Source organism: Ruegeria sp. L12 (assembly GCF_056531745.1).
In genome coordinates this window covers 20,017-37,442 of sequence record NZ_JBQFMH010000019.1, presented here as the reverse complement: position 1 = coordinate 37,442, position 17,426 = coordinate 20,017, and the positions used below count along the sequence as shown (strand labels likewise).

At 61.1% G+C, this 17,426-nt stretch carries 21 protein-coding genes; 6 read left to right on the top strand and 15 right to left on the bottom strand.

Annotation, left to right across the window (positions count from 1 at the left end):
• Positions 1 to 197: 197 nt before the first annotated feature.
• The gene (locus ACR0K9_RS19750) at positions 198 to 1,211 is read right to left on the bottom strand and encodes a GlxA family transcriptional regulator (RefSeq protein ID WP_480825697.1); all 1,014 of its coding nucleotides are present in this window, start codon (positions 1,209 to 1,211) and stop codon (positions 198 to 200) included.
• A 112-nt stretch (positions 1,212 to 1,323) separates the two neighbouring features.
• Here ACR0K9_RS19750 and ACR0K9_RS19745 point away from each other — a divergent pair, with 112 nt between their 5' ends.
• A complete protein-coding gene (locus ACR0K9_RS19745; RefSeq protein ID WP_480825695.1) occupies positions 1,324 to 1,515 on the top strand; it encodes a hypothetical protein in 192 nt (63 codons plus the stop codon).
• Positions 1,516 to 1,589: 74 nt separating this feature from the next.
• Here ACR0K9_RS19745 and ACR0K9_RS19740 read toward each other — a convergent pair whose 3' ends face one another.
• From ACR0K9_RS19740 to ACR0K9_RS19725, 4 genes are all read right to left on the bottom strand, one after another.
• Positions 1,590 to 1,940: a hypothetical protein gene (locus ACR0K9_RS19740; RefSeq protein WP_480536251.1), complete on the bottom strand. Its 351-nt coding sequence runs from the start codon at positions 1,938 to 1,940 to the stop codon at positions 1,590 to 1,592.
• Between the two features lie 54 nt (positions 1,941 to 1,994).
• Positions 1,995 to 5,450, bottom strand: a complete 3,456-nt coding sequence (locus ACR0K9_RS19735; protein ID WP_480825693.1) for a chromosome segregation SMC family protein — start codon at positions 5,448 to 5,450, stop codon at positions 1,995 to 1,997.
• A 141-nt stretch (positions 5,451 to 5,591) separates the two neighbouring features.
• Positions 5,592 to 5,987, bottom strand: coding sequence for a hypothetical protein (locus tag ACR0K9_RS19730; RefSeq protein WP_480536253.1), 396 nt, complete (start codon positions 5,985 to 5,987; stop codon positions 5,592 to 5,594).
• A gap of 44 nt (positions 5,988 to 6,031) precedes the next feature.
• Positions 6,032 to 7,225 carry an aminotransferase-like domain-containing protein gene (locus ACR0K9_RS19725; protein ID WP_480825691.1) on the bottom strand — a complete coding sequence of 398 codons (1,194 nt, stop codon included), beginning with the start codon at positions 7,223 to 7,225 and terminating at the stop codon, positions 6,032 to 6,034.
• 156 nt (positions 7,226 to 7,381) lie between these two features.
• On the opposite strand from ACR0K9_RS19725, the gene ACR0K9_RS19720 reads away from it, so the two are divergent.
• Positions 7,382 to 8,152 (top strand): FadR/GntR family transcriptional regulator, encoded by a 771-nt coding sequence (locus ACR0K9_RS19720; RefSeq protein ID WP_480825689.1) that lies wholly within the window; start codon positions 7,382 to 7,384, stop codon positions 8,150 to 8,152.
• An 81-nt stretch (positions 8,153 to 8,233) separates the two neighbouring features.
• Here ACR0K9_RS19720 and ACR0K9_RS19715 read toward each other — a convergent pair whose 3' ends face one another.
• From ACR0K9_RS19715 to ACR0K9_RS19695, 5 genes are all read right to left on the bottom strand, one after another.
• A complete protein-coding gene (locus tag ACR0K9_RS19715) occupies positions 8,234 to 8,794 on the bottom strand; it encodes a F0F1 ATP synthase subunit B (protein WP_480825687.1) in 561 nt (186 codons plus the stop codon).
• 5 nt (positions 8,795 to 8,799) lie between these two features.
• Entirely contained in the window at positions 8,800 to 9,351 is a 552-nt protein-coding gene (locus ACR0K9_RS19710; RefSeq protein ID WP_480825685.1) for a F0F1 ATP synthase subunit B', read from the bottom strand.
• A gap of 86 nt (positions 9,352 to 9,437) precedes the next feature.
• Positions 9,438 to 9,662: a F0F1 ATP synthase subunit C gene (locus ACR0K9_RS19705; protein ID WP_005981269.1), complete on the bottom strand. Its 225-nt coding sequence runs from the start codon at positions 9,660 to 9,662 to the stop codon at positions 9,438 to 9,440.
• 47 nt (positions 9,663 to 9,709) lie between these two features.
• Complete coding sequence (locus tag ACR0K9_RS19700; protein WP_480825683.1) at positions 9,710 to 10,477, bottom strand: F0F1 ATP synthase subunit A; 768 nt, start codon at positions 10,475 to 10,477, stop codon at positions 9,710 to 9,712.
• Positions 10,478 to 10,479: 2 nt separating this feature from the next.
• Positions 10,480 to 10,812, bottom strand: coding sequence for an AtpZ/AtpI family protein (locus ACR0K9_RS19695; RefSeq protein ID WP_480825681.1), 333 nt, complete (start codon positions 10,810 to 10,812; stop codon positions 10,480 to 10,482).
• 230 nt (positions 10,813 to 11,042) lie between these two features.
• Here ACR0K9_RS19695 and ACR0K9_RS19690 point away from each other — a divergent pair, with 230 nt between their 5' ends.
• On the top strand, positions 11,043 to 11,378 hold the full coding sequence (locus ACR0K9_RS19690; RefSeq protein WP_480536303.1) for an ArsR/SmtB family transcription factor: 336 nt from the start codon (positions 11,043 to 11,045) through the stop codon (positions 11,376 to 11,378).
• Here ACR0K9_RS19690 and ACR0K9_RS19685 read toward each other — a convergent pair whose 3' ends face one another.
• From ACR0K9_RS19685 to ACR0K9_RS19675, 3 genes are all read right to left on the bottom strand, one after another.
• Positions 11,379 to 11,786, bottom strand: a complete 408-nt coding sequence (locus ACR0K9_RS19685; RefSeq protein ID WP_480536263.1) for a universal stress protein — start codon at positions 11,784 to 11,786, stop codon at positions 11,379 to 11,381.
• A 96-nt stretch (positions 11,787 to 11,882) separates the two neighbouring features.
• Positions 11,883 to 12,809 (bottom strand): DMT family transporter, encoded by a 927-nt coding sequence (locus tag ACR0K9_RS19680; protein ID WP_480825679.1) that lies wholly within the window; start codon positions 12,807 to 12,809, stop codon positions 11,883 to 11,885.
• A complete protein-coding gene (locus tag ACR0K9_RS19675) occupies positions 12,806 to 13,684 on the bottom strand; it encodes a LysR family transcriptional regulator (protein ID WP_480825677.1) in 879 nt (292 codons plus the stop codon). The genes ACR0K9_RS19680 and ACR0K9_RS19675 overlap by 4 nt, the downstream gene beginning before the upstream one ends.
• 120 nt (positions 13,685 to 13,804) lie before the next feature.
• On the opposite strand from ACR0K9_RS19675, the gene ACR0K9_RS19670 reads away from it, so the two are divergent.
• Together ACR0K9_RS19670 and ACR0K9_RS19665 are read left to right on the top strand one after the other, a co-directional pair.
• On the top strand, positions 13,805 to 14,386 hold the full coding sequence (locus tag ACR0K9_RS19670) for an FMN-dependent NADH-azoreductase (protein WP_480536267.1): 582 nt from the start codon (positions 13,805 to 13,807) through the stop codon (positions 14,384 to 14,386).
• A 63-nt stretch (positions 14,387 to 14,449) separates the two neighbouring features.
• The gene (locus tag ACR0K9_RS19665; protein WP_480825675.1) at positions 14,450 to 15,190 is read left to right on the top strand and encodes an aspartate/glutamate racemase family protein; all 741 of its coding nucleotides are present in this window, start codon (positions 14,450 to 14,452) and stop codon (positions 15,188 to 15,190) included.
• Here the strand turns inward: ACR0K9_RS19665 and ACR0K9_RS19660 are convergent, their stop codons facing one another.
• On the bottom strand, positions 15,191 to 15,721 hold the full coding sequence (locus tag ACR0K9_RS19660; RefSeq protein WP_480536270.1) for a prolyl-tRNA synthetase associated domain-containing protein: 531 nt from the start codon (positions 15,719 to 15,721) through the stop codon (positions 15,191 to 15,193). It abuts the gene before it with no gap.
• A gap of 89 nt (positions 15,722 to 15,810) precedes the next feature.
• On the opposite strand from ACR0K9_RS19660, the gene ACR0K9_RS19655 reads away from it, so the two are divergent.
• The gene (locus ACR0K9_RS19655; protein ID WP_480825673.1) at positions 15,811 to 16,329 is read left to right on the top strand and encodes a hypothetical protein; all 519 of its coding nucleotides are present in this window, start codon (positions 15,811 to 15,813) and stop codon (positions 16,327 to 16,329) included.
• Between the two features lie 3 nt (positions 16,330 to 16,332).
• On the opposite strand, the gene ACR0K9_RS19650 is transcribed toward ACR0K9_RS19655, so the two are convergent.
• Entirely contained in the window at positions 16,333 to 17,220 is an 888-nt protein-coding gene (locus ACR0K9_RS19650; RefSeq protein ID WP_480825671.1) for a sulfotransferase domain-containing protein, read from the bottom strand.
• Between the last annotated feature and the right edge of the window lie 206 nt (positions 17,221 to 17,426).

The window sequence follows — 17,426 nt, the reverse complement described above, 5'->3', positions numbered from 1 at the left end:
GGTCCTGAGGCACGTGATCTTCCAGCGAGAACTCATAGAACAGCGCAGCTTGAGCCTCTTGCCTTGGTCCCATCATGGCTGATCCTCCCCTCCACTACAGGAATTGAATCAGCAGTTCAGCCCTCGATCAAGGGCGAGTTTTTCAACGAAATAAGCCCAAAGCGGTCAATAGGATGGCCAATCTTGAACACCGTCTATCAAGAGTAGCTAGAAAACCGAGACAGGCCGAACATTTTGCGATGTTCGGCAGGGTTCAGTCCTGTCTTTCGCTTGAACAACCTTCTAAACGACGGCGTATCGGCATAGCCGACTGCTTCTCCGACCTCCACCACGGAGCAGTTGGTAGTTTCAAGCAATTGCCGGGCCTCTTCAATTCGCAGCGCCAAAACGTAATCTTGCGGTGATTTATTCGTGGCTTTGCGAAAGCGTCGTGCGAACGTAGTTGGTGGCAGCCCGGAACGTTTAACCATTTCTGCGACTGGGTTATCGATGGCGTAATTATCTGCAATCCATAACTGAGCCTGTGAGATAATGGCGTCAGCATGAGGTGCCGTAGTGATCATTGAACTGAATGGTGACTGAAGTTCTCCGCGGTTGGCCATAAGCCAGACTTTTGCTGCCCGCACCGCCCTTTGCGTGCCGCCGTAATGCGCGATCAGGAACGTAGCGAGTTCCTGCCACCCGGTTGTCCCACCCGACGTTACGGGTCCGCGAGACGCATCAGCAAAGCAAAGGCCGCGGTCGATGCGAAGCCGCACATTTGGATAGAACCTTCGAAAAAGGCCTTCCCAAGCCCAATGTGTGGTCGCTTCAACCCCATCCAAAATACCTATTTCCGCCAAATAAACCGCCCCTGTGCAGGCTGACACGATACGCGTCTTGGCCAAGTCACGCTTGGCAAGCCACGCTAAACAAGGATGTTGTTCGGGGTCGAGCCGTTCGTGCGGTGAAAGTGTCAGTCCGGGTACGATAACAATATCTGCGTCGTCTGCGTTCTTAAATGTCTGGTCTGGCGCGATCCATACACCACTTCCGCAACGAAACCCATCAACGTCCGGTCCAACGAGACTGACGTCAAACACCGGCATAGGCTCCTCACCGCTCACCAGATGTTCCCAGTCCCGCCCTGCAGCCACCAAAGTGTCATACAGGCCAAATACGCTGGAGGCACTGGTTTCTGGGGTGGCAACGATCTGAACCGAAATTGGCATCGGTAAAATTTCCAAAGTGGTGAATTTGCCCCCTTTCTAGCTGTTCCGCCACTCACGCCCAACGAAAAATGTCGCGCAGTCTTCAAGGGCACGTAGCCCGCTGGAGGTATTAGTGAAGATGAACGCAGTTTGGGATTTATTTTTCGACACTAAAAAGCTGATTTTTCCGCAGAGATCCGCGCCAGAAGAACTCAGCATTACAGATGACCAAGGAAAGGGAACCGGCAACTGCAAAGTGACGGAAGAGATGTGGAATTCAGTGATCTATCTTGGATCAGGCTGTTCACTGGTGAGAGACCGCTAATTTGAGCAATTTCAATGTCCGCTTCGTCCCGCACAGCGGCCATTGGATGACATGAATAGCGGTGCACTTCCACTTCACTCCGGCCTGACCGGATAGCGATCCCCCTTCTCATCAATCAGGATCAACCTCTCCCCACTGCGCACATACAAATCACACCGGCTGAACCCGTTGCGATAGGCGATGCAGACGCTGCCGTCTTCGGCGATGGAATAGGTGCCAAAGGCGGATTCGCCGCTGGCGTAGGTGTAGGAATAGGCCCCTCCGGCTGAAAACCGGGATTGGCCGTCGTCATAGAAGGTCAGCGTGCGCCCTGCCAGCGCGTCCAGCTCCTCGGCGGATAAGGGCACGTCTCCGGGCTTGGTGGGCCATTCGGCGGCCATGAGCGGTGTGGCGGTCATGAGGGCGAGGATCAGATACCGGGTCATGCGGCCAGCTTAGCCCAAGCCGGTTGAAACAGCTCATAACGTTGCGGTGAAAGGTCAGGCGACCATCTGTTCGGCTTTTTTCAGATCGACCGAGACCAGCTGGCTGACGCCCTGTTCCTGCATGGTAACACCGAACAGACGGTCCATCCGCGCCATGGTCACCGCGTGGTGGGTGATGATCAGGAAACGGGTGTCGGTCTGGCGGCACATCTCGTCCAGCAGATCGCAGAATCGGGTGACGTTAGCGTCGTCCAGCGGTGCATCGACCTCGTCCAGCACGCAGATCGGCGCGGGGTTGGCGAGGAAGACGCCGAAGATCAGCGCGGTTGCGGTCAGGGTCTGCTCGCCGCCCGAAAGCAGGCTGAGGGTCGAGAGTTTCTTGCCCGGCGGCTGGCACATGATCTCAAGCCCGGCATCCAGCGGATCGTCGCTTTCGACCATGACCAGATTGGCCTCGCCACCGCCGAAAAGGTGCTTGAACAGCATGGCGAAGTTCGAATTCACCTGTTCAAACGCTGTCAGCAGCCGCTCGCGTCCTTCGCGGTTGAGGCTGGCGATGCCGCTGCGCAGGGCCTTGATTGCTTCTTCCAGATCACCCTTTTCGCCGTTCAGCGTGTCGAATTCTTCCTGAACCTCTTTGCTGTCTTCCTCGGCGCGCAGGTTCACCGCGCCCATCGCGTCACGCTGGCGTTTGTGGCGATTGACCTCGGCCTCCAGCGCGTCGGCGGCGGGCATCTGGTCGGGGTTGGTGTCGAGCTGGTTCAGCAACTGGTTCGGCGTCAGTTGCTGATCCTCGGCAATCCGTTCTGCCGCCGCGACCACGCTTTCCTTGGCCGCGTCACAACGCGCCTCAGCCGCTGCGCGGCTTTCGCGGGCTTCCGAGGCCAGACGTTCAGCCTCGCGCTCGGCCAGCACCACCTCGCGCTGCTGGGTCTCGGCCTCGGCCAGCTTGTCCGCGGCCTCGGCGCGGCGGGCCTCGGCGGTTTCGATCAGCTCGTTCAGCTCTTCCCGCGCCTCGGCGATTTCGCCGGGGGCGGCCATGGCGTCTGAGAGTTCTTCTTCCGAGCTTTCCTTGCGCTCGGCCAGTTCGGAAATCCGCTTCTCGGCCGTTTCCAAACGGTGCCGCCAACCGCTGAGGTCCTTGGTGACCTCCTGCGATCGCCGGGTGCGGGCCTCACCTTCACGACGCAACTCGTCATGGGACGAACGGTGGGTCAGCATGGTGATCCGCGCCGCCTCGACGGTCTGTTTGATATCCTCGACCTGCGCGCGGGCACTGTCGAGGTCGCCCAGCCCGGTCAGCGCGCCCTCCGCCTCGCGCAGTTGCGCGCGGGCAGACATCGCATCTTCCTTATGGCGATCAACAGCCAGTGTCAGCGTTTCCAGCTTTCCCTGCGCCAGATTGCGATCCGCCTCGGCCCGGCTGAGCATCCGCGCGGTTTCGGCCATGCGCTGGTCGGCGGCGCGGCGAGCCTCGCGCGCGCGGCGGTCGGCTTCGGTGACATCGGCCAGTTGCTGCGACAGCGCCTCATGCGCGGCGCGGGCGCCGTCGGCTTGTGCCTCGGTGCGGGCCAGTTCCTGTTTCAGCGCCTCCAGCTTGTTGAGCTGTTCCAGCCGCAGGGCCGCAGCGCTTGGCGCATCCTCGGCCCAGGCGCGGAACCCGTCCCAGCGCCACAGATCGCCCGAGCGTGAAACCAGGCGCTGACCGGGTTTCAGCGAGGCCTGCAACCGCGCGCCCTGATCTGCGTCGATCAGCCCGATCTGCGCAATCCGACGGCTCAGGCGGTCGGGGCCGGAGACATGCAGCGCCAGCGGCTCGGCCCCTTCGGGCAAAGGCTGATCGCTGTCATAGCGCGCCACCTGTACCCAGCCGGAGGGCCCATCACCTTCGACCAGCGGTGCGCGCAGATCATCAGCCAAGGCCGCGCCCAGAGCTTTTTCATAGCCCGGAGCGACGCGCAGCAGGTCCAGCACCTGCCCGCCCTCGGCGGTGTCGCGTTCAACCAGCTTGGCCAGCGCGGTGGTCTCGGCACGGATTGCACCCAACTCGCCTTCGGCCTCGGACCGTTGCGCGCGGGCCTCGGCCTCGCGGGCCTGCGTTTCGTTGCGCAGCTCATCGGCGGCGGCGAGTGCTTCTTCGGCGGCCTCGGCGGCTTCGCGGGCCTCTTCCTCACCCTCTTGCGCGGTCTCGAACGCCTCGCTGGCGCGGGTCAGGGCTGATTTCGCCTCGTCCACAGCGGCACGGGCCTTTTCCTCTTCGCCCTCGGACCGGGCCAAGGTCTTGCGGCTGTCCTCGACCAGACGCTGCGCCGACTGGTGGCGGGCGACCAGACGGGCCATATCCTCGGTCTGTTGCGACAGGTGATCTTCGCGGTCCTGCAGAACCGACGCAGCCTCGCGGGCGATTTCGGCGGCCTCAGTCACCTTTTCGTCATGACCTTCGGCCGCTTTGGCCAGTTCGCGGGCTTCCCATTCCAGCCGCTCGATCATCTCGCCCGCATCCCGGTTCAGCCCGGTTTCCCGTTCGATATCGTTGCCCAATTGCTGGATGCGGTTGGTCAGCGTCTCGATGGTCTGCCGCGCGCGGTTTTCCTGATCCGAGAGCTGATCGCGCTGCACCATCTGACGCTGCAACACGGCGGCGGCGATGGCCTCTTCTTCACGCAGGGGTGGCAGGGTTTCTTCGATCTCAGCGCGTCGGGCGGCGGCCTCGCGGGCTTCGGCCTCGGCGCGAGAGGCTTCGGTGAGTCGGTCGCGCAGCTTTTCTTCCGCCGCCTGTCGGGCCATGTCGGCCTCTTTCCAGCGACGATAGAGCAGCATCCCCTCGGCCTGCCGCAGTTGCTCGCCGATCTCGCGGTAACGTGCGGCCTGACGCGCCTGACGGGCGAGTTGCGCCAGTTGACCACCCAGTTGTTCCAGCACGTCATCGACGCGGGTCAGGTTGGCCTCGGTGCCTTTCAGTTTCAGCTCGGCCTCGTGGCGGCGCTGATAGAGACCCGAGATCCCGGCAGCCTCTTCCAGAATGCGGCGGCGGGCGCGGGGTTTGGCGTTGATCAACTCAGCGATACGGTTCTGCCCCACCAGTGCAGGCGAATGCGCGCCGGTCGAGGCGTCGGCGAACAGCATCTGCACATCGCGGGCGCGGACGTCCTTGCCGTTGGTCTTGTAGGCGCTGCCCACGTCGCGGGTGATGCGGCGGACGATCTCAAGCTGGTCGCTGTCATTGAAGCCCGAAGGCGCCAGCCGTTCCGAGTTGTCCATGGTCAGGACCACCTCGGCAAAGTTGCGCGCGGGCCGGGTGGCCGCACCAGCAAAGATCACATCCTCCATCGCACCGCCGCGCATGGATTTGGGGCGGTTTTCGCCCATCACCCAGCGCAGGGCTTCCAGCAGGTTGGACTTGCCGCAGCCATTGGGACCGACAACTCCGGTCAGCCCGTCCGCGATGATCAGATCGGTCGGGTCCACGAAGCTTTTGAAGCCGGTCAGTTTGAGTTTGCTGAAACGCAATGGCTGCTCTTGGTATGATTCCTATAGGTAGGAAGTCTGCGCAAGGGATGGTGCAGGTGTCAACGTGATTGCGCAGGATATGGGTGGTTTGCCCGAGTTATCCACAATATCTTGGCAAAACTACGCGCAAAGCCACGTATCTCAATACGGTGTGCATTCAAAGACCTGATAGCCGTAACCGCCGGAATAGCCGTAGTTGACGCATTCATAGGGACGGCGAAGCAATGCGCCCAGAATTAGCTTCTCGCCTAACTCGCGATCGCAACCCAACACCCCCACAGTGACCGCCGCATCGCCCAGAACATCTAGAAGCGGGCAGCCCGAGACCTGCGCCATCGCCAGCGCCGCGCGGTCGCGGATCGGACCCAGACGCGGGGCGTATTGCGGGTTCACGCGCACCGCCTCGGCCAGTTCATTGCGCACGCGCACGTCGAAGACGCTGCCATTCACCGCGACGCGGGTGGCAGGTTGGTCGCGGAAATAAGGCGAGCCGCCGGAGCAGGCAGCGAGCAACAGGAGGGCCAGAACTCGGATCATGCAGCCGTTATTGCGGCAATATGGTTAACGAATCCTTTCCCGGTTCAGTCGCGCAAGACCTGCCCCAGACGTGCGATGCCTTCGCGGATCGTGTCTTCGTCCGAGTTGGAAAAACTCAGCCGGATCGTGTTGGCCCCGGTGTCGTCGGGATAGAATGCCTGGCCGGGCACAAAGGCCAGCTTGACCGTTTCCAGCGCACGCGCCAGCAGATCGGCACCGTCAATGCCTTTGGGCAGGGTGATCCAAACGAACATGCCGCCCTCGGGGCGGGTCCAGCTTACGCCCTCGGGCATATGCTGGGCCAACGCCTCAAGCATGGCGTCGCGGCGCGCGGCGTAGGTTTGGCGCAGTTTGGGGATGTGGGTTTCGAAACAGTCCCGCGCCACCTGATACACCGCCATCTGGTTGATCGTCGAAGAATGCAGATCAGCGGCCTGTTTCAGCAACACCAATTGCGAGATCACCGGCTTTGAAGCCACCACCCAGCCAACCCGCAGCCCCGGCGACAGGGTTTTTGAGAAGCTGCCGCAATAGATCGTGCGGCAGTTTTCGATCGCGCCCTTGCGGGCCTGCTCCAAGGCCAGGATCGGCGGGATCGGATCGCCATCATAGCGCAGCGCCTGATAGGCACCGTCCTCGATCACGGCACAGTCCAGTTCATCGGCCAGATCCAGCAGAGCCTCCCTGCCCCGCAAGTCAACCGTCTCGCCGGTCGGGTTGGCGAAATCGGCAGAGAGATAGGCAAACTTGATCGGGCTGTCCCCCGCAGCGGCCCGGTATTCGGCGGCCCCGCGATTGCCGTTGATACTGAGTTGATCAAAGCGCGGCTCATAGGCGTCGAAGGCGTTCAGCGCGCCCAGATAAGTGGGCCAGCCGACCAGCGCGGTATCACCCGGCGACAGGAACAGCTTGCCCAGATAGTCCAGCGCCTGCTGTGAGCCGGAGGTGATCAGGATATTGTCGATGTCACACTCCACCCCGATCCCGCGCATATGCGCGACCAGCCATTCACGCAGCGGCGCATAGCCTTCGCTGACTGAGTATTGCAGCGCCTGCGCTTGTTGCCCCGGGCCAAGCGCGCCCTGAAAGGCCTGCGCGAAAGCACCCGCTGGAAACAGGGCCGGGTCCGGAATACCGCCCGCGAATGAGATGATGCCGGGCTGGCCAAGCAGTTTCAGCAATTCGCGGATTTCAGAGGCCTTCATCCGCGAGGCGCGGGTGGCATACAGGTGATCCATTGGTTCGGGGTCTCCTCTGCCCCCTGCGCTGCAGATTAGGCAAGGCGAGATTTAAGTCAATAGTTGTGACCTAATATTTCGACCCCGCGTGAGGCGTTCTTGAACACTGGACGGATATGTGGTCATGTGAACTGACCAATTTCAAGTGATCGCCCCATGCCCTTCCAGAAAGTCCAGACCGAGAAACTGTCCCTAGCGGTGGTCCGTCAGATCGAATTGCTGATCCTGCGTGGCATCCTGCGCCCCGGTGAACGCCTGCCGCCCGAACGCGAATTGTCCGAACGGCTGGGCGTGTCGCGCCCATCGCTGCGCGAGGCAATCTCGGATCTGCAGGAACAGGGCCTGCTGACTGCCAAGGCCGGGTCGGGCATCTATGTGGCCGAGGTTCTGGGCTCGGCCTTCTCACCCGCATTGATCCGTCTGTTCAGCAGCCATGAAGAGGCGGTGTTCGACTATCTCTCATTCCGGCGCGATATGGAGGGTCTGGCCGCTGAGCGCGCCGCGCGGATGGGATCGGACAGCGATCTGAAAGTGGTGCAGGCAATCCTCGACAAGATGGAGGACGCCCATGCCCGCAACGCCGCCCAGGAAGAGGCGCATCTGGACGCCCAATTCCACATGGCCATCATCGAGGCTAGCCATAACGTGGTGATGCTGCACATGATGCGGTCGATGTTCGATCTGCTGCGGCAGGGCGTGTTCTACAACCGGCAGATCATGTTCCAGCAGCGCACCACCCGCGACGCCATTCTGGACCAGCACCGCGCCATCAACACTGCGCTGCAGGATCGCGACCCGAAAGGCGCACGGCAGGCGGTTGAAGATCATCTGAACTTTGTCAAAAGCTGCATGGCCGATCAGCAGAAGGCCCTGCGCAACGAAGAGATCGCGCAGCAGCGGTTGCGGCACGAGACCGGCGAAATCTGACTGCAGAGACCCAGGGCTCACAAACAAAAAACCCGAGCGGCGCGCGGCCCTCGGGTTTTTCAAGTCATATGATCCGGGTGATCAGTGCAGTTTTTCACCCACATCCGCGATGGCGGCGTCGATCAGCTTGTTCGCCTGTGTGGCGGTCATCTGCTTGGCCAGCACGGCGTTGGCTGCCGAAACAGCAACGGTGATGGCCTGATCACGCACCTCTTTCACGGCCGAGGCTTCTGCCGAAGCGATCTGATCCTGTGCCGCTGCCAGACGGCGGGCGATGGATTTCTCCAGATCGACTTTGGCCTGTTCCGCAGCCAGAACGGCATCGTCCTTGGCCGCCGCCACGATGGCATCTGCCTGACCCTGAACTTCGCGCTGCTTGCGCTCATACGAGGCCAGCAGGCTGCGCGCTTCTTCATGCAGGGCACGGGCCTCGTCCAGTTCGGACTGGATGCCAGCGGCACGGTTGTCCAGGGCGCCACCGATCAGGCCGGGGACTTTGAAGTAGAACAGGACCGCGATGAAGACGATGAAGCCCAGAAGGACCACAAAGTCGGTGTTGCCAAGCGAGAAGAACGGGCCGCTTGCGGCCAGCGCGGGGCTGGCGGCACCAACGGTCAGGATAAGGGCAAGAGTGTTCCGCATGTCACTTATCCTTTCATCTGCGCGTCAACGGCGCTGTCGATGGCTTTGGCATCCGCCTCGCCGCCCAGTGCGGTGACCAGTTCAGCCGCCGTATCCTTGGCAACCACTTGAATGCTTTCCAGCGCACCGGCACGGATTTCGGCAATCGCCTTTTCCGATTCAGCCGCCTTTGCAGCGATTTCCGCATCCGCCTTGGCAATCGCGTCATCCAGACCAGACTGGATTTCGGCGCGGGCTTCCGCTGCGATACGCTGTGCCTCAGACCGGGCATCGGCCAGCGCCTTGTTATAGGCCTCTTCGGCCTCGACCGCTTTGGCCTTCAGATCTTCGGCCGCAGCCAGGTCATTTGTAATGGTCCCCTGACGTTCGGCCAGGATTGCCGCGATGCGGGGCAGAGCCACGCGGGACAGGACCAGAAAGATGACGACCAGCGTGATGACCAGCCAGAAAATCTGGTTGGGGAACCAATCGAAGCAGAGCTGCGGCATCCCCACGGCGTAACCGCTGGAATCAACGCATGTGCCTACTACTTCTTCAGCAATGGGTTCAGTCGCCATGATGTCCTCCGTCGGAACGTTGTCTTTACAACAGGCGGGCCGCTATGGCTTGGGCCCACCTGCGCGTAAGGATCAGGTTCCGCAGATTATACGGCGAACATCAGCAGCAGCGAGACCAGGAATGCGAAGATGCCCAGCGCTTCTGCGAACGCGATACCGATGAACAGGGTTGCGGTCTGCGAAGCAGCCGCCGAAGGGTTGCGCAGGGCGCCGGCCAGGAAGTTGCCTGCAACGTTGCCCACCCCGATTGCGGCTGCGCCGGAACCGATTGCTGCCAGGCCTGCGCCGATGTGTGCGAGATCGCCTTCCATGAGAATTCTCCTTACGATTGGAAGTTTCGATGTTGGGTTATCGGACCTTAGTGCGACGGATGCAGCGCATCCTTGAGATATACACAGGTCAGAATGGTGAAGACGTAGGCCTGAATGAAGGACACGAGGACCTCAAGGCCGTACATTGCGGTGATCGCCAGAACGGACACGGGCGAGATCGCGGCAATCGCGGCAAAGCCCGCGAACACCTTGATCACCGCGTGGCCTGCCATGACGTTACCGGCAAGACGAATGGAGTGGCTGACCGGGCGCACGAAGTACGAGATCAGCTCGATGATCGCCAGAACCGGACGCAGCGCCAGCGGCGCGCTGGAGACCCAGAACAGGCCCAGAAAACCTGCGCCGTTCTTGACGAAACCCAGAACGGTCACGGTCAGGAACACGGCCAGCGCCAGCGGGATGGTCACGGCGAAATGCGATGTGGTGGTAAACGACATCGGCAGCATGCCAAGGAAGTTGGCGCAGACGATGAACATGAACAGGGTCATGACATAGGGGAAGTACTTGACGCCTTCCTTGCCGCAGATGTCTTCCAGCATCTTGTATATGAAGCCATAGGTCAGTTCGGCAACGGACTGCATCCGGCTGGGCACGATCGCGCGCTTGGACGTCGGCAGCACCAGCAGAGCGGCAACCGCCAGAACCGCAAGGAACAGCCACAGGGTCGCGTTGGTGATCGTGAACATGCCCACCGCACCGTCGCCAAACAACGGCTTGACGATGAACTGGTCCATCGGATGGAAAGCCAGGCTGCTGCCTTTTTCTGCGGTTTCTGCGGTGGTCTCGGTTGCCACGTTCAGTCCCTCTCGTCCTTCTCGGCCTGCATATGGGCCGCTTGTTTCTCTTGAACCTCTTTCGCGCTGCGGAGCATAACCTTCACGCCCGCGACAAGGCCCAGCAATGTGAACAGCACCAGAAAGATCGGGATCGTCCCGAGCAGGCTGTCCAGCCCGTATCCGATGCCAAATCCGATCCCAAGACCGGATACCATTTCGATGACCATCCTCCAGGCAAGCTCGCTCCCGGATATGTCAGCATCCGCACGGGGTGTCGGCGCTTTGGCCTTTTTCGCCGCGTCGATCTTGGCCTCAAGCTGCGCCATACGCTGCTTTTGGTCATCATCGGTCACGGGCGTTTCCCTCGCACAGTCTTGGGGTAGGTGCTAAGGGGATGGGACCGCAGAGTCAACGACGTTGCGCGCCCCAAATGCCGCAGGCCATCATATTGTTTTTAAATGTTATTATCTGAAATCTTGATGAGGTAAGATCGTCAGCCGCATCCGATTTCGTCGAAATCGTTGGAATCCACATATTCAACCAAATGGTTGACCAAACCGGACGACTGTGGTTCTGCGATGCCATGTCCAATGACCTCGACACCGTTTTTGCGGCCCTCGCCGATCCCACCCGCCGCGCCATTCTGGCGATGCTGCTGGAGGATGACATGGCCGTGACGGATGTGGCCGACCCGTTCGAGATGTCGCTGGCCGCGATCTCGAAACATCTGGTCATTCTGACCCGTGCCGGGCTGATCAGTCAGGAAAAGCGCGGTCGGGTGAAATGGTGCAAGCTGGAGCCCGACGCCCTGCGCGCGGCCTCGGTCTGGATGCAGGGGTTCGGGCAGTTCGAACCGGTCAATCTGGACGCGTTCGAACGGTTTCTGGAAACCGAACTGCCCGCTGATCCCGAAACCTGATTATCGGACCACAAACACCGAGGTCGTCGCGTGGCCGGCCAGATACGCGGCATGGCTGGAGAAGATGTAATCCATGATCCGCGGCGCATGAGTTCCGACCACGATCAGATCGGCGCCGATCTCTTCCACCGCATGGGTCAGATCGCTGTCGACCTCGGCCCCGACATCAACCGAGTGGATGTTGTGGAAACCCACCTCGGCACCGCTGTCCTTGGCCAGTTGATCGGCAAAGGCGCTCAGCTCGTCGCTGATATCCGCGCCTGAGGTCGCCTGCCCCTGATGGCCGGTTACCGTGACGATGGTGATTTTGGCCCCCTGCCATTTCGCCACCTGCGCGGCGACATCAGCGGCCTTGCGCACCTCGGACGGCAGATGGGCGTCGACGGGAAACATAATATGTTTGTACATGTTATCCTCCTGTTCCTGTGAGTCAGGCTACAGGAGGGCAGCGCGGCGGGCTTTGATCTGCCTCAATGAATTCGATGAAGTGAATATGGCGGATCGCTAACCCTTCCGGCTTCCGGCGACTGCGCGCGCCTGCTGCAGCGGCGGGTCCTCGCTTTTGAGCAGCAGCAACAGGGCCACAGCGGTCAGTACCGCGCCCACCAGCACCAGCGCAGTCGGCGCGGGCCGCCCCAGCGCGATTTCCCACAGGATCACCCAGCTTGGGATCAGATAGGTATAGGCCATGACCTTGGCCGCAGGCAGGCACAGCGCCGCGAACTGCACCAATACAAAACTGGCAGCGGTCGCGAACAGCGAGATGTACAGCAGGGTCAGCCAGACGATCCCCGGCAGGTTTGCCCAATCAGTGGCGCGGATATCGGACCAGCCCCAGACTGTCAGGATCAGGCATCCCGCGACCAGTGTGCCAAAAGCGAACACAACCGCAGGCTCGCCCCGGTTCAGCCGCCGCACCATCGGCGTATAGATGGCATGGGCGGCGCAGCCCCAGAAATAGATGATCTCACCCACCCCGATCTCGAAGGCCTGAAAGGCCTGCCAGTCGGCCCGGAAGATCACCCAAAGCGCACCGACAGCGCCGACCGTCAGGGCCAGCGCCATGCGTGGCGTGGTGATCTGGCGCAGCAACACCCACCCGGCCAGCGCCGACATCACCGGGGTCAGGGTGAACACCGCCGCCGCACTGACCGGCGGCGCGGTTTTCAACCCGTAGAACATCAGGACGAAGTAAGTGCCGAACAGCGCGCCCAGCACCAGATAGCGCCAGGGTGCCCGCGCCGCGCTGCGCGATATCCCCGTCGTGGCAAGGGCCGCGATGCCGATTACCACGGCGGCAATGGCAAAGCGCGCCGCCGTGATTGCCGAAGGTGCGATTTCATTGGCCACCATCGAGCCCAGCGAGAAACTGCCCGCCACCAGTGCCGAGAATACCAGCATGGCCAGATGGCCGCGCGCCTGAGGGGTCACGGCAGCCAGCCCTTGGACTGATCTTTCAGGAAGGACAGGAATGTCTGTACTTTGGTGGTGCGATGCAAATCCACATGCGTTACCAGCCACAGCTTGCCCGACCATTCGGGCAGCGGATCCATCACCTCGACCAGATCGGGATCGCGCGCGGCCTCCCACCGGGCCATGAAGCCGATGCCTGCCCCGGACAGAACCGCCTCGCGCATGCAGAAATTGTTGGTGCAGCGAAAGGTGATCGCCTGTTCCGGCGCATTGGCGCGCAGCCAGCGGGAAAACGGTGCGCGGCTGTTTTCGTCGTCATTGCCGACGAAGTGGTGATTGGCGAAATCCTCGACGCCCGAGGGTTTGCCGTGCTGCGCGATATAGCCTTTGCTGGCGAACAGGCCGACCTCTTGCGGGATGAAGGGCTGCACCACGTTGTCGGGCTGGTCCGGCGCAGCTCCGGCGCGGATGGCCACATGCGCCTCGCCATATTCCAGACGGAACAGGCGATCGCCGGTCAAATAGCGCACGATCAGGCCGGGATGGGTCTGCTGGAACGCGGTCAGCGTCGGCACGATCAACGGTGCAAGCGAGGCCAGCGAGGTCACCACCAACTCGCCCGAGACATCATTGCCGCGGCCTTTCATGCGGCCCACAAGCTGGTTGAACTGATCCTCGGTCGCCTGTGCCACGCGCAGCAGGTCCCCGCCGGCTTCGGTCGGGGTGTATCCGCGCGCATGGCGCTGGAACAGCTTGACACCCAACCGCGCCTCGATCGCGTCGATATGGCGAATGACGGTGGCGTGGTGCACGCCCAGTACATCTGCTGCGCCGCTGACCGTTCCCATACGCGCCACCTGATAGGCGGTTCTCACCTCGTCCCAATTGTCCATTGCAGCCGTTCCAATGTGCAAATTCCAACAATGACTGTTGGTATATCCGAGTTTTGTTCGCAAGTGCAACAATCATATTGAGGCAACAGAACGCAATTCCGCAACAAAGGACCCGTCAAAATGACCAACACCATCCTGCATATCGACGCCTCTGCCCGCCGCACCGGATCGGCCACCCGCGATCTGTCCGACCGGGTGGTTCGCCACCTGAATGCCGGGCGTATCATCCGCCGCGATCTGGCCACGCCGCTGCCGCTGCTGACCGAGGGCTGGATCAATGCCAATTTCACCCCCGCCGACCAACGCGATCCCATACAGCGCGACCTGCTGTCTTTGTCGGACGAGCTGGTGGCCGAACTGCAAGACGCCGATACTATCGTCATCGGCCTGCCGATCTACAACTTCTCGGTGCCTGCCGCATTCAAGGCGTGGATCGATCTGGTTGCCCGTGCGGGCCTGACATTCGCCTATTCCGAAGAGGGGCCCAAGGGATTGCTGGAGGGCAAGCGCGCCATCCTCGCCGTGGCCTCGGGCGGTACCACCGTGGGCTCTGAGATCGACTTTGCCACCACCTATGCCCGTCATGTTCTGGGCTTCATCGGCATCGACAATGTCGAGGTGATCGCCGCTGACCGCATGGCGCTGGACCCCGAGACCACTTTGTCGAATGCGCAGAAAGCGGTCACCGAGCTGGCGGCCTGATTGACCAGCACCGCCTGAACGTCCAGTCTGCGCTGAGGCAGATCAACAGACTGGGCGTTTCACATGAAGAAGATCGGAATACTGGGCGGCGTGGGCTGGGCCTCGACCGTCGATTATTACCGGGCGATTGCCGAGGGCGCGGGGCGCTATTTCGCAGAACGAGGCCATGGCGCGCCGCTGCCAATCCCACCGATGACCATTGAATCCGTCACCCAAGCCAGAACCCGCGCCTTGCGCGGCGTGGCCGGTGACGAGGAGAGCTGGGCCGCCTTCGACGCGGTGTTCCGAGAGGCGCTGCTGACGCTGGAACGCGCAGGGTGCGATTTTGCCATCATCGCCTCGAACACACCCCATGCGCGGCTGCATGCGATCCGCGAAGGAGTCGCGATGCCCATTCTCAGCATTTTCGACGCCACGGCAGAAGCGACCGCCTCAACCGGTGCCACCAATGCGCTGGTGCTTGGAACCACAGTCACAATGCAGGCCAGTAACTATGCCGACCGGCTGGCAGTTGAAGGCATCACCGCAAACACACGCCTGCCCGAGGACGAGATTGTCGAGATGCAGGCGATGATCGACAGCGACTTCTACGGCGGCGCGTCAGAGACCGCCCGTGCACGCCTGCTGGCCTTTTGCAACACACATGCCACCCCCGGCACCGCCATCCTGCTGGCCTGCACCGAGCTTCCGCTTGCCTTCCCCGATCATCTGGACGACCCGGTGTTCGAGGCCGACGGGCATCTGTTCATCAACCCCTCAGCCGCCCATGTCGCCGCCGCCCTGAAAGAAGCGCTTGAAGGGTGATCAGGGCAGCCAGGTCGCCTCGCAACCGATACGATCAAAAAACGCCATCAGATCGTCACGCGCCATTGCAATGGTGCGGTCATTGACCAACGGGTGCATATAAATGACATCCGCCTGCTGGGCAGCGCCGTCCATAAAGAACCGCACTTCGTTTCCGACGCCATTGATCATCGCCAGCGGGCTGACCGCGCCGGGACGGATACCGAGGTTCTGAAACAGACGATCGGCAGAGCCAAAGGACAGGTTGCCGATCCCCAACTCGGCCCCCAGCGCCTTGAGGTCGATCTCGCGGCTCTGTTCCAGCGTCACCAGATAGTTGCGCTTTTTCTTGTCGCGCAGATACAGGTTCTTGAGCCGCAGGGCGTTCTCGCCCGGCACCATGAACTGATCCTCGACCGCCTTCGCGTCCTCGACCGTGCGCAGCGGCACATGGCTGTGCAGGCGATAGGTCAGCCCCCAATCGTCCAACTGCGCCAGAAGCGCGTCGGAACTGAGCGGTAACGTGTCCTGAAAGGCGGATGATGCGTCCATTGTAACCTCCTCGTGTGACGCGCTCATCGCGCAACCGGGAGGCAATTTCAAGCCACGACAGGTTCAGAAATCAGTGTTAGCGTGCCCCCATGAAAGTCACGCGCAACACTTCGAACCAACTGATCCTGTCCGATACGCCCTGGTTCATCGGCATCTCGCTGGTGTTCTTCATTCTGGTATTTGTCGGTGTTGGGCTTTTCATGATCAGTGAAGGTGGCGAAAATATCTGGTTCGGCAGTTTCTTCGCGCTGATGGGCGGTGGAATGGGCGTAGGAGCCTTCTGCGCCTTCGTGCGCCGGGTTCAGGTCATACTGGACCGCAACAAGAACAGCATCGTGATCCGCAGGCAATCTGTCTTTGGCTATGAAGCGGTTGAGCATGTTCTGTCGAACCTGTCCCATGCCGAGATAGAAAGTACCACATCGCGCCGCGACAATAGAAAGACGCCCCTCTTCCGACCGGTCTTGATACTCGACAAAGGCATGAGCGCAGGGCGGCATCCTATTGTCGAAGCATTCTCGAACGGGCGCGGTGCGCATCAATTGGTTGACGCGGTCAACGTCTGGCTGCCCGCGCGACAGCAGGACGAAGCGCGGGAACCAGCCTGACGGTCATGGGTTTTGCCCGTGCTCCAGCCACGCCCTTTCAGCCGGGGTGACCATCTCGGACAAGCGTACATCATATCGCGCCATGTCGTCGTCAGTCAGCTTGCCTTCCCATTTGTTGCTGGTCCCTGAAGCGAAGAAATTCGCATAATCCTGAAACGCACTTTGGAACCCGGGCTGTTGCGACGCTCGTCTGGCGTTCTCTTTCATCGACCCAAAGCTTGCGGCCTGCGCGATTTCGTCGATCAGTGCGGGCTCGATCTCGGCCCCCATGATCCCGGCAATCCGCGCCACTTGCCCCGGCAAGTCCCGGCTGAGCTCGGCGTAGTGCAGGAAATGGATGTTCGGCAGATGCCGGAACTCCCGGAACGACTGATAATGATAGATTAACGACGCCAGCGTCAGATCGTCGGTACCTTTGGATGAGGCGGGTCGGTCGAGGAACATCGCGAAGGCTTCGGACATGTCTTCGGGGAACAGGTAGTCCAGCCAGTCATCTTTCATATTCGCCACGTGGTTGCGCAGCGAGAGATGCACATCGACCGGGTGACGGTGCACCACAAGATAGGTGGCGTCCGATGAATAGGTGATCCCGTCCAGCGGCGTGTGGGTCTTGATGCAGCGCCTGTGCGTCTGCGCCGCCAGCATCCTGTCCTGCTCCTCGCGATCCCGGAAACCGCAATCCAGCCAGGGCGAGACCCGATTGTCGTAAATCGAGGGATCGGCGGTTTTGGTGATCAACATGCGGACCAGTGTCTGCGTCCATGTGGTGCCGCATTTGGGTGGCGTGCAGACGAAGATATCATCCGGGCGGATTTCGAAACTGGACCAGATGTCGGTATTCGTAACTTCACCAACATAGTCGTTGATGCGCTCGGGAAATGGTTGACTCATCTCTAATCTCCAAACCTGACCCCGACACAAGGACATTAGACCAACACTGTGTTTGCTCAAAGCGCTTGGCTTGACTCAGAAAGCGCTTGGGCGTAGAGCACCCCCAAACATCCGGAAGAGTCTAACCTTCCGGTCCCTTGAGTCGTTCAGGGATCGCCCCCCACCAGCGAGTTTCGCCCGTGGGGGCAATGCCATTTGGCATTACC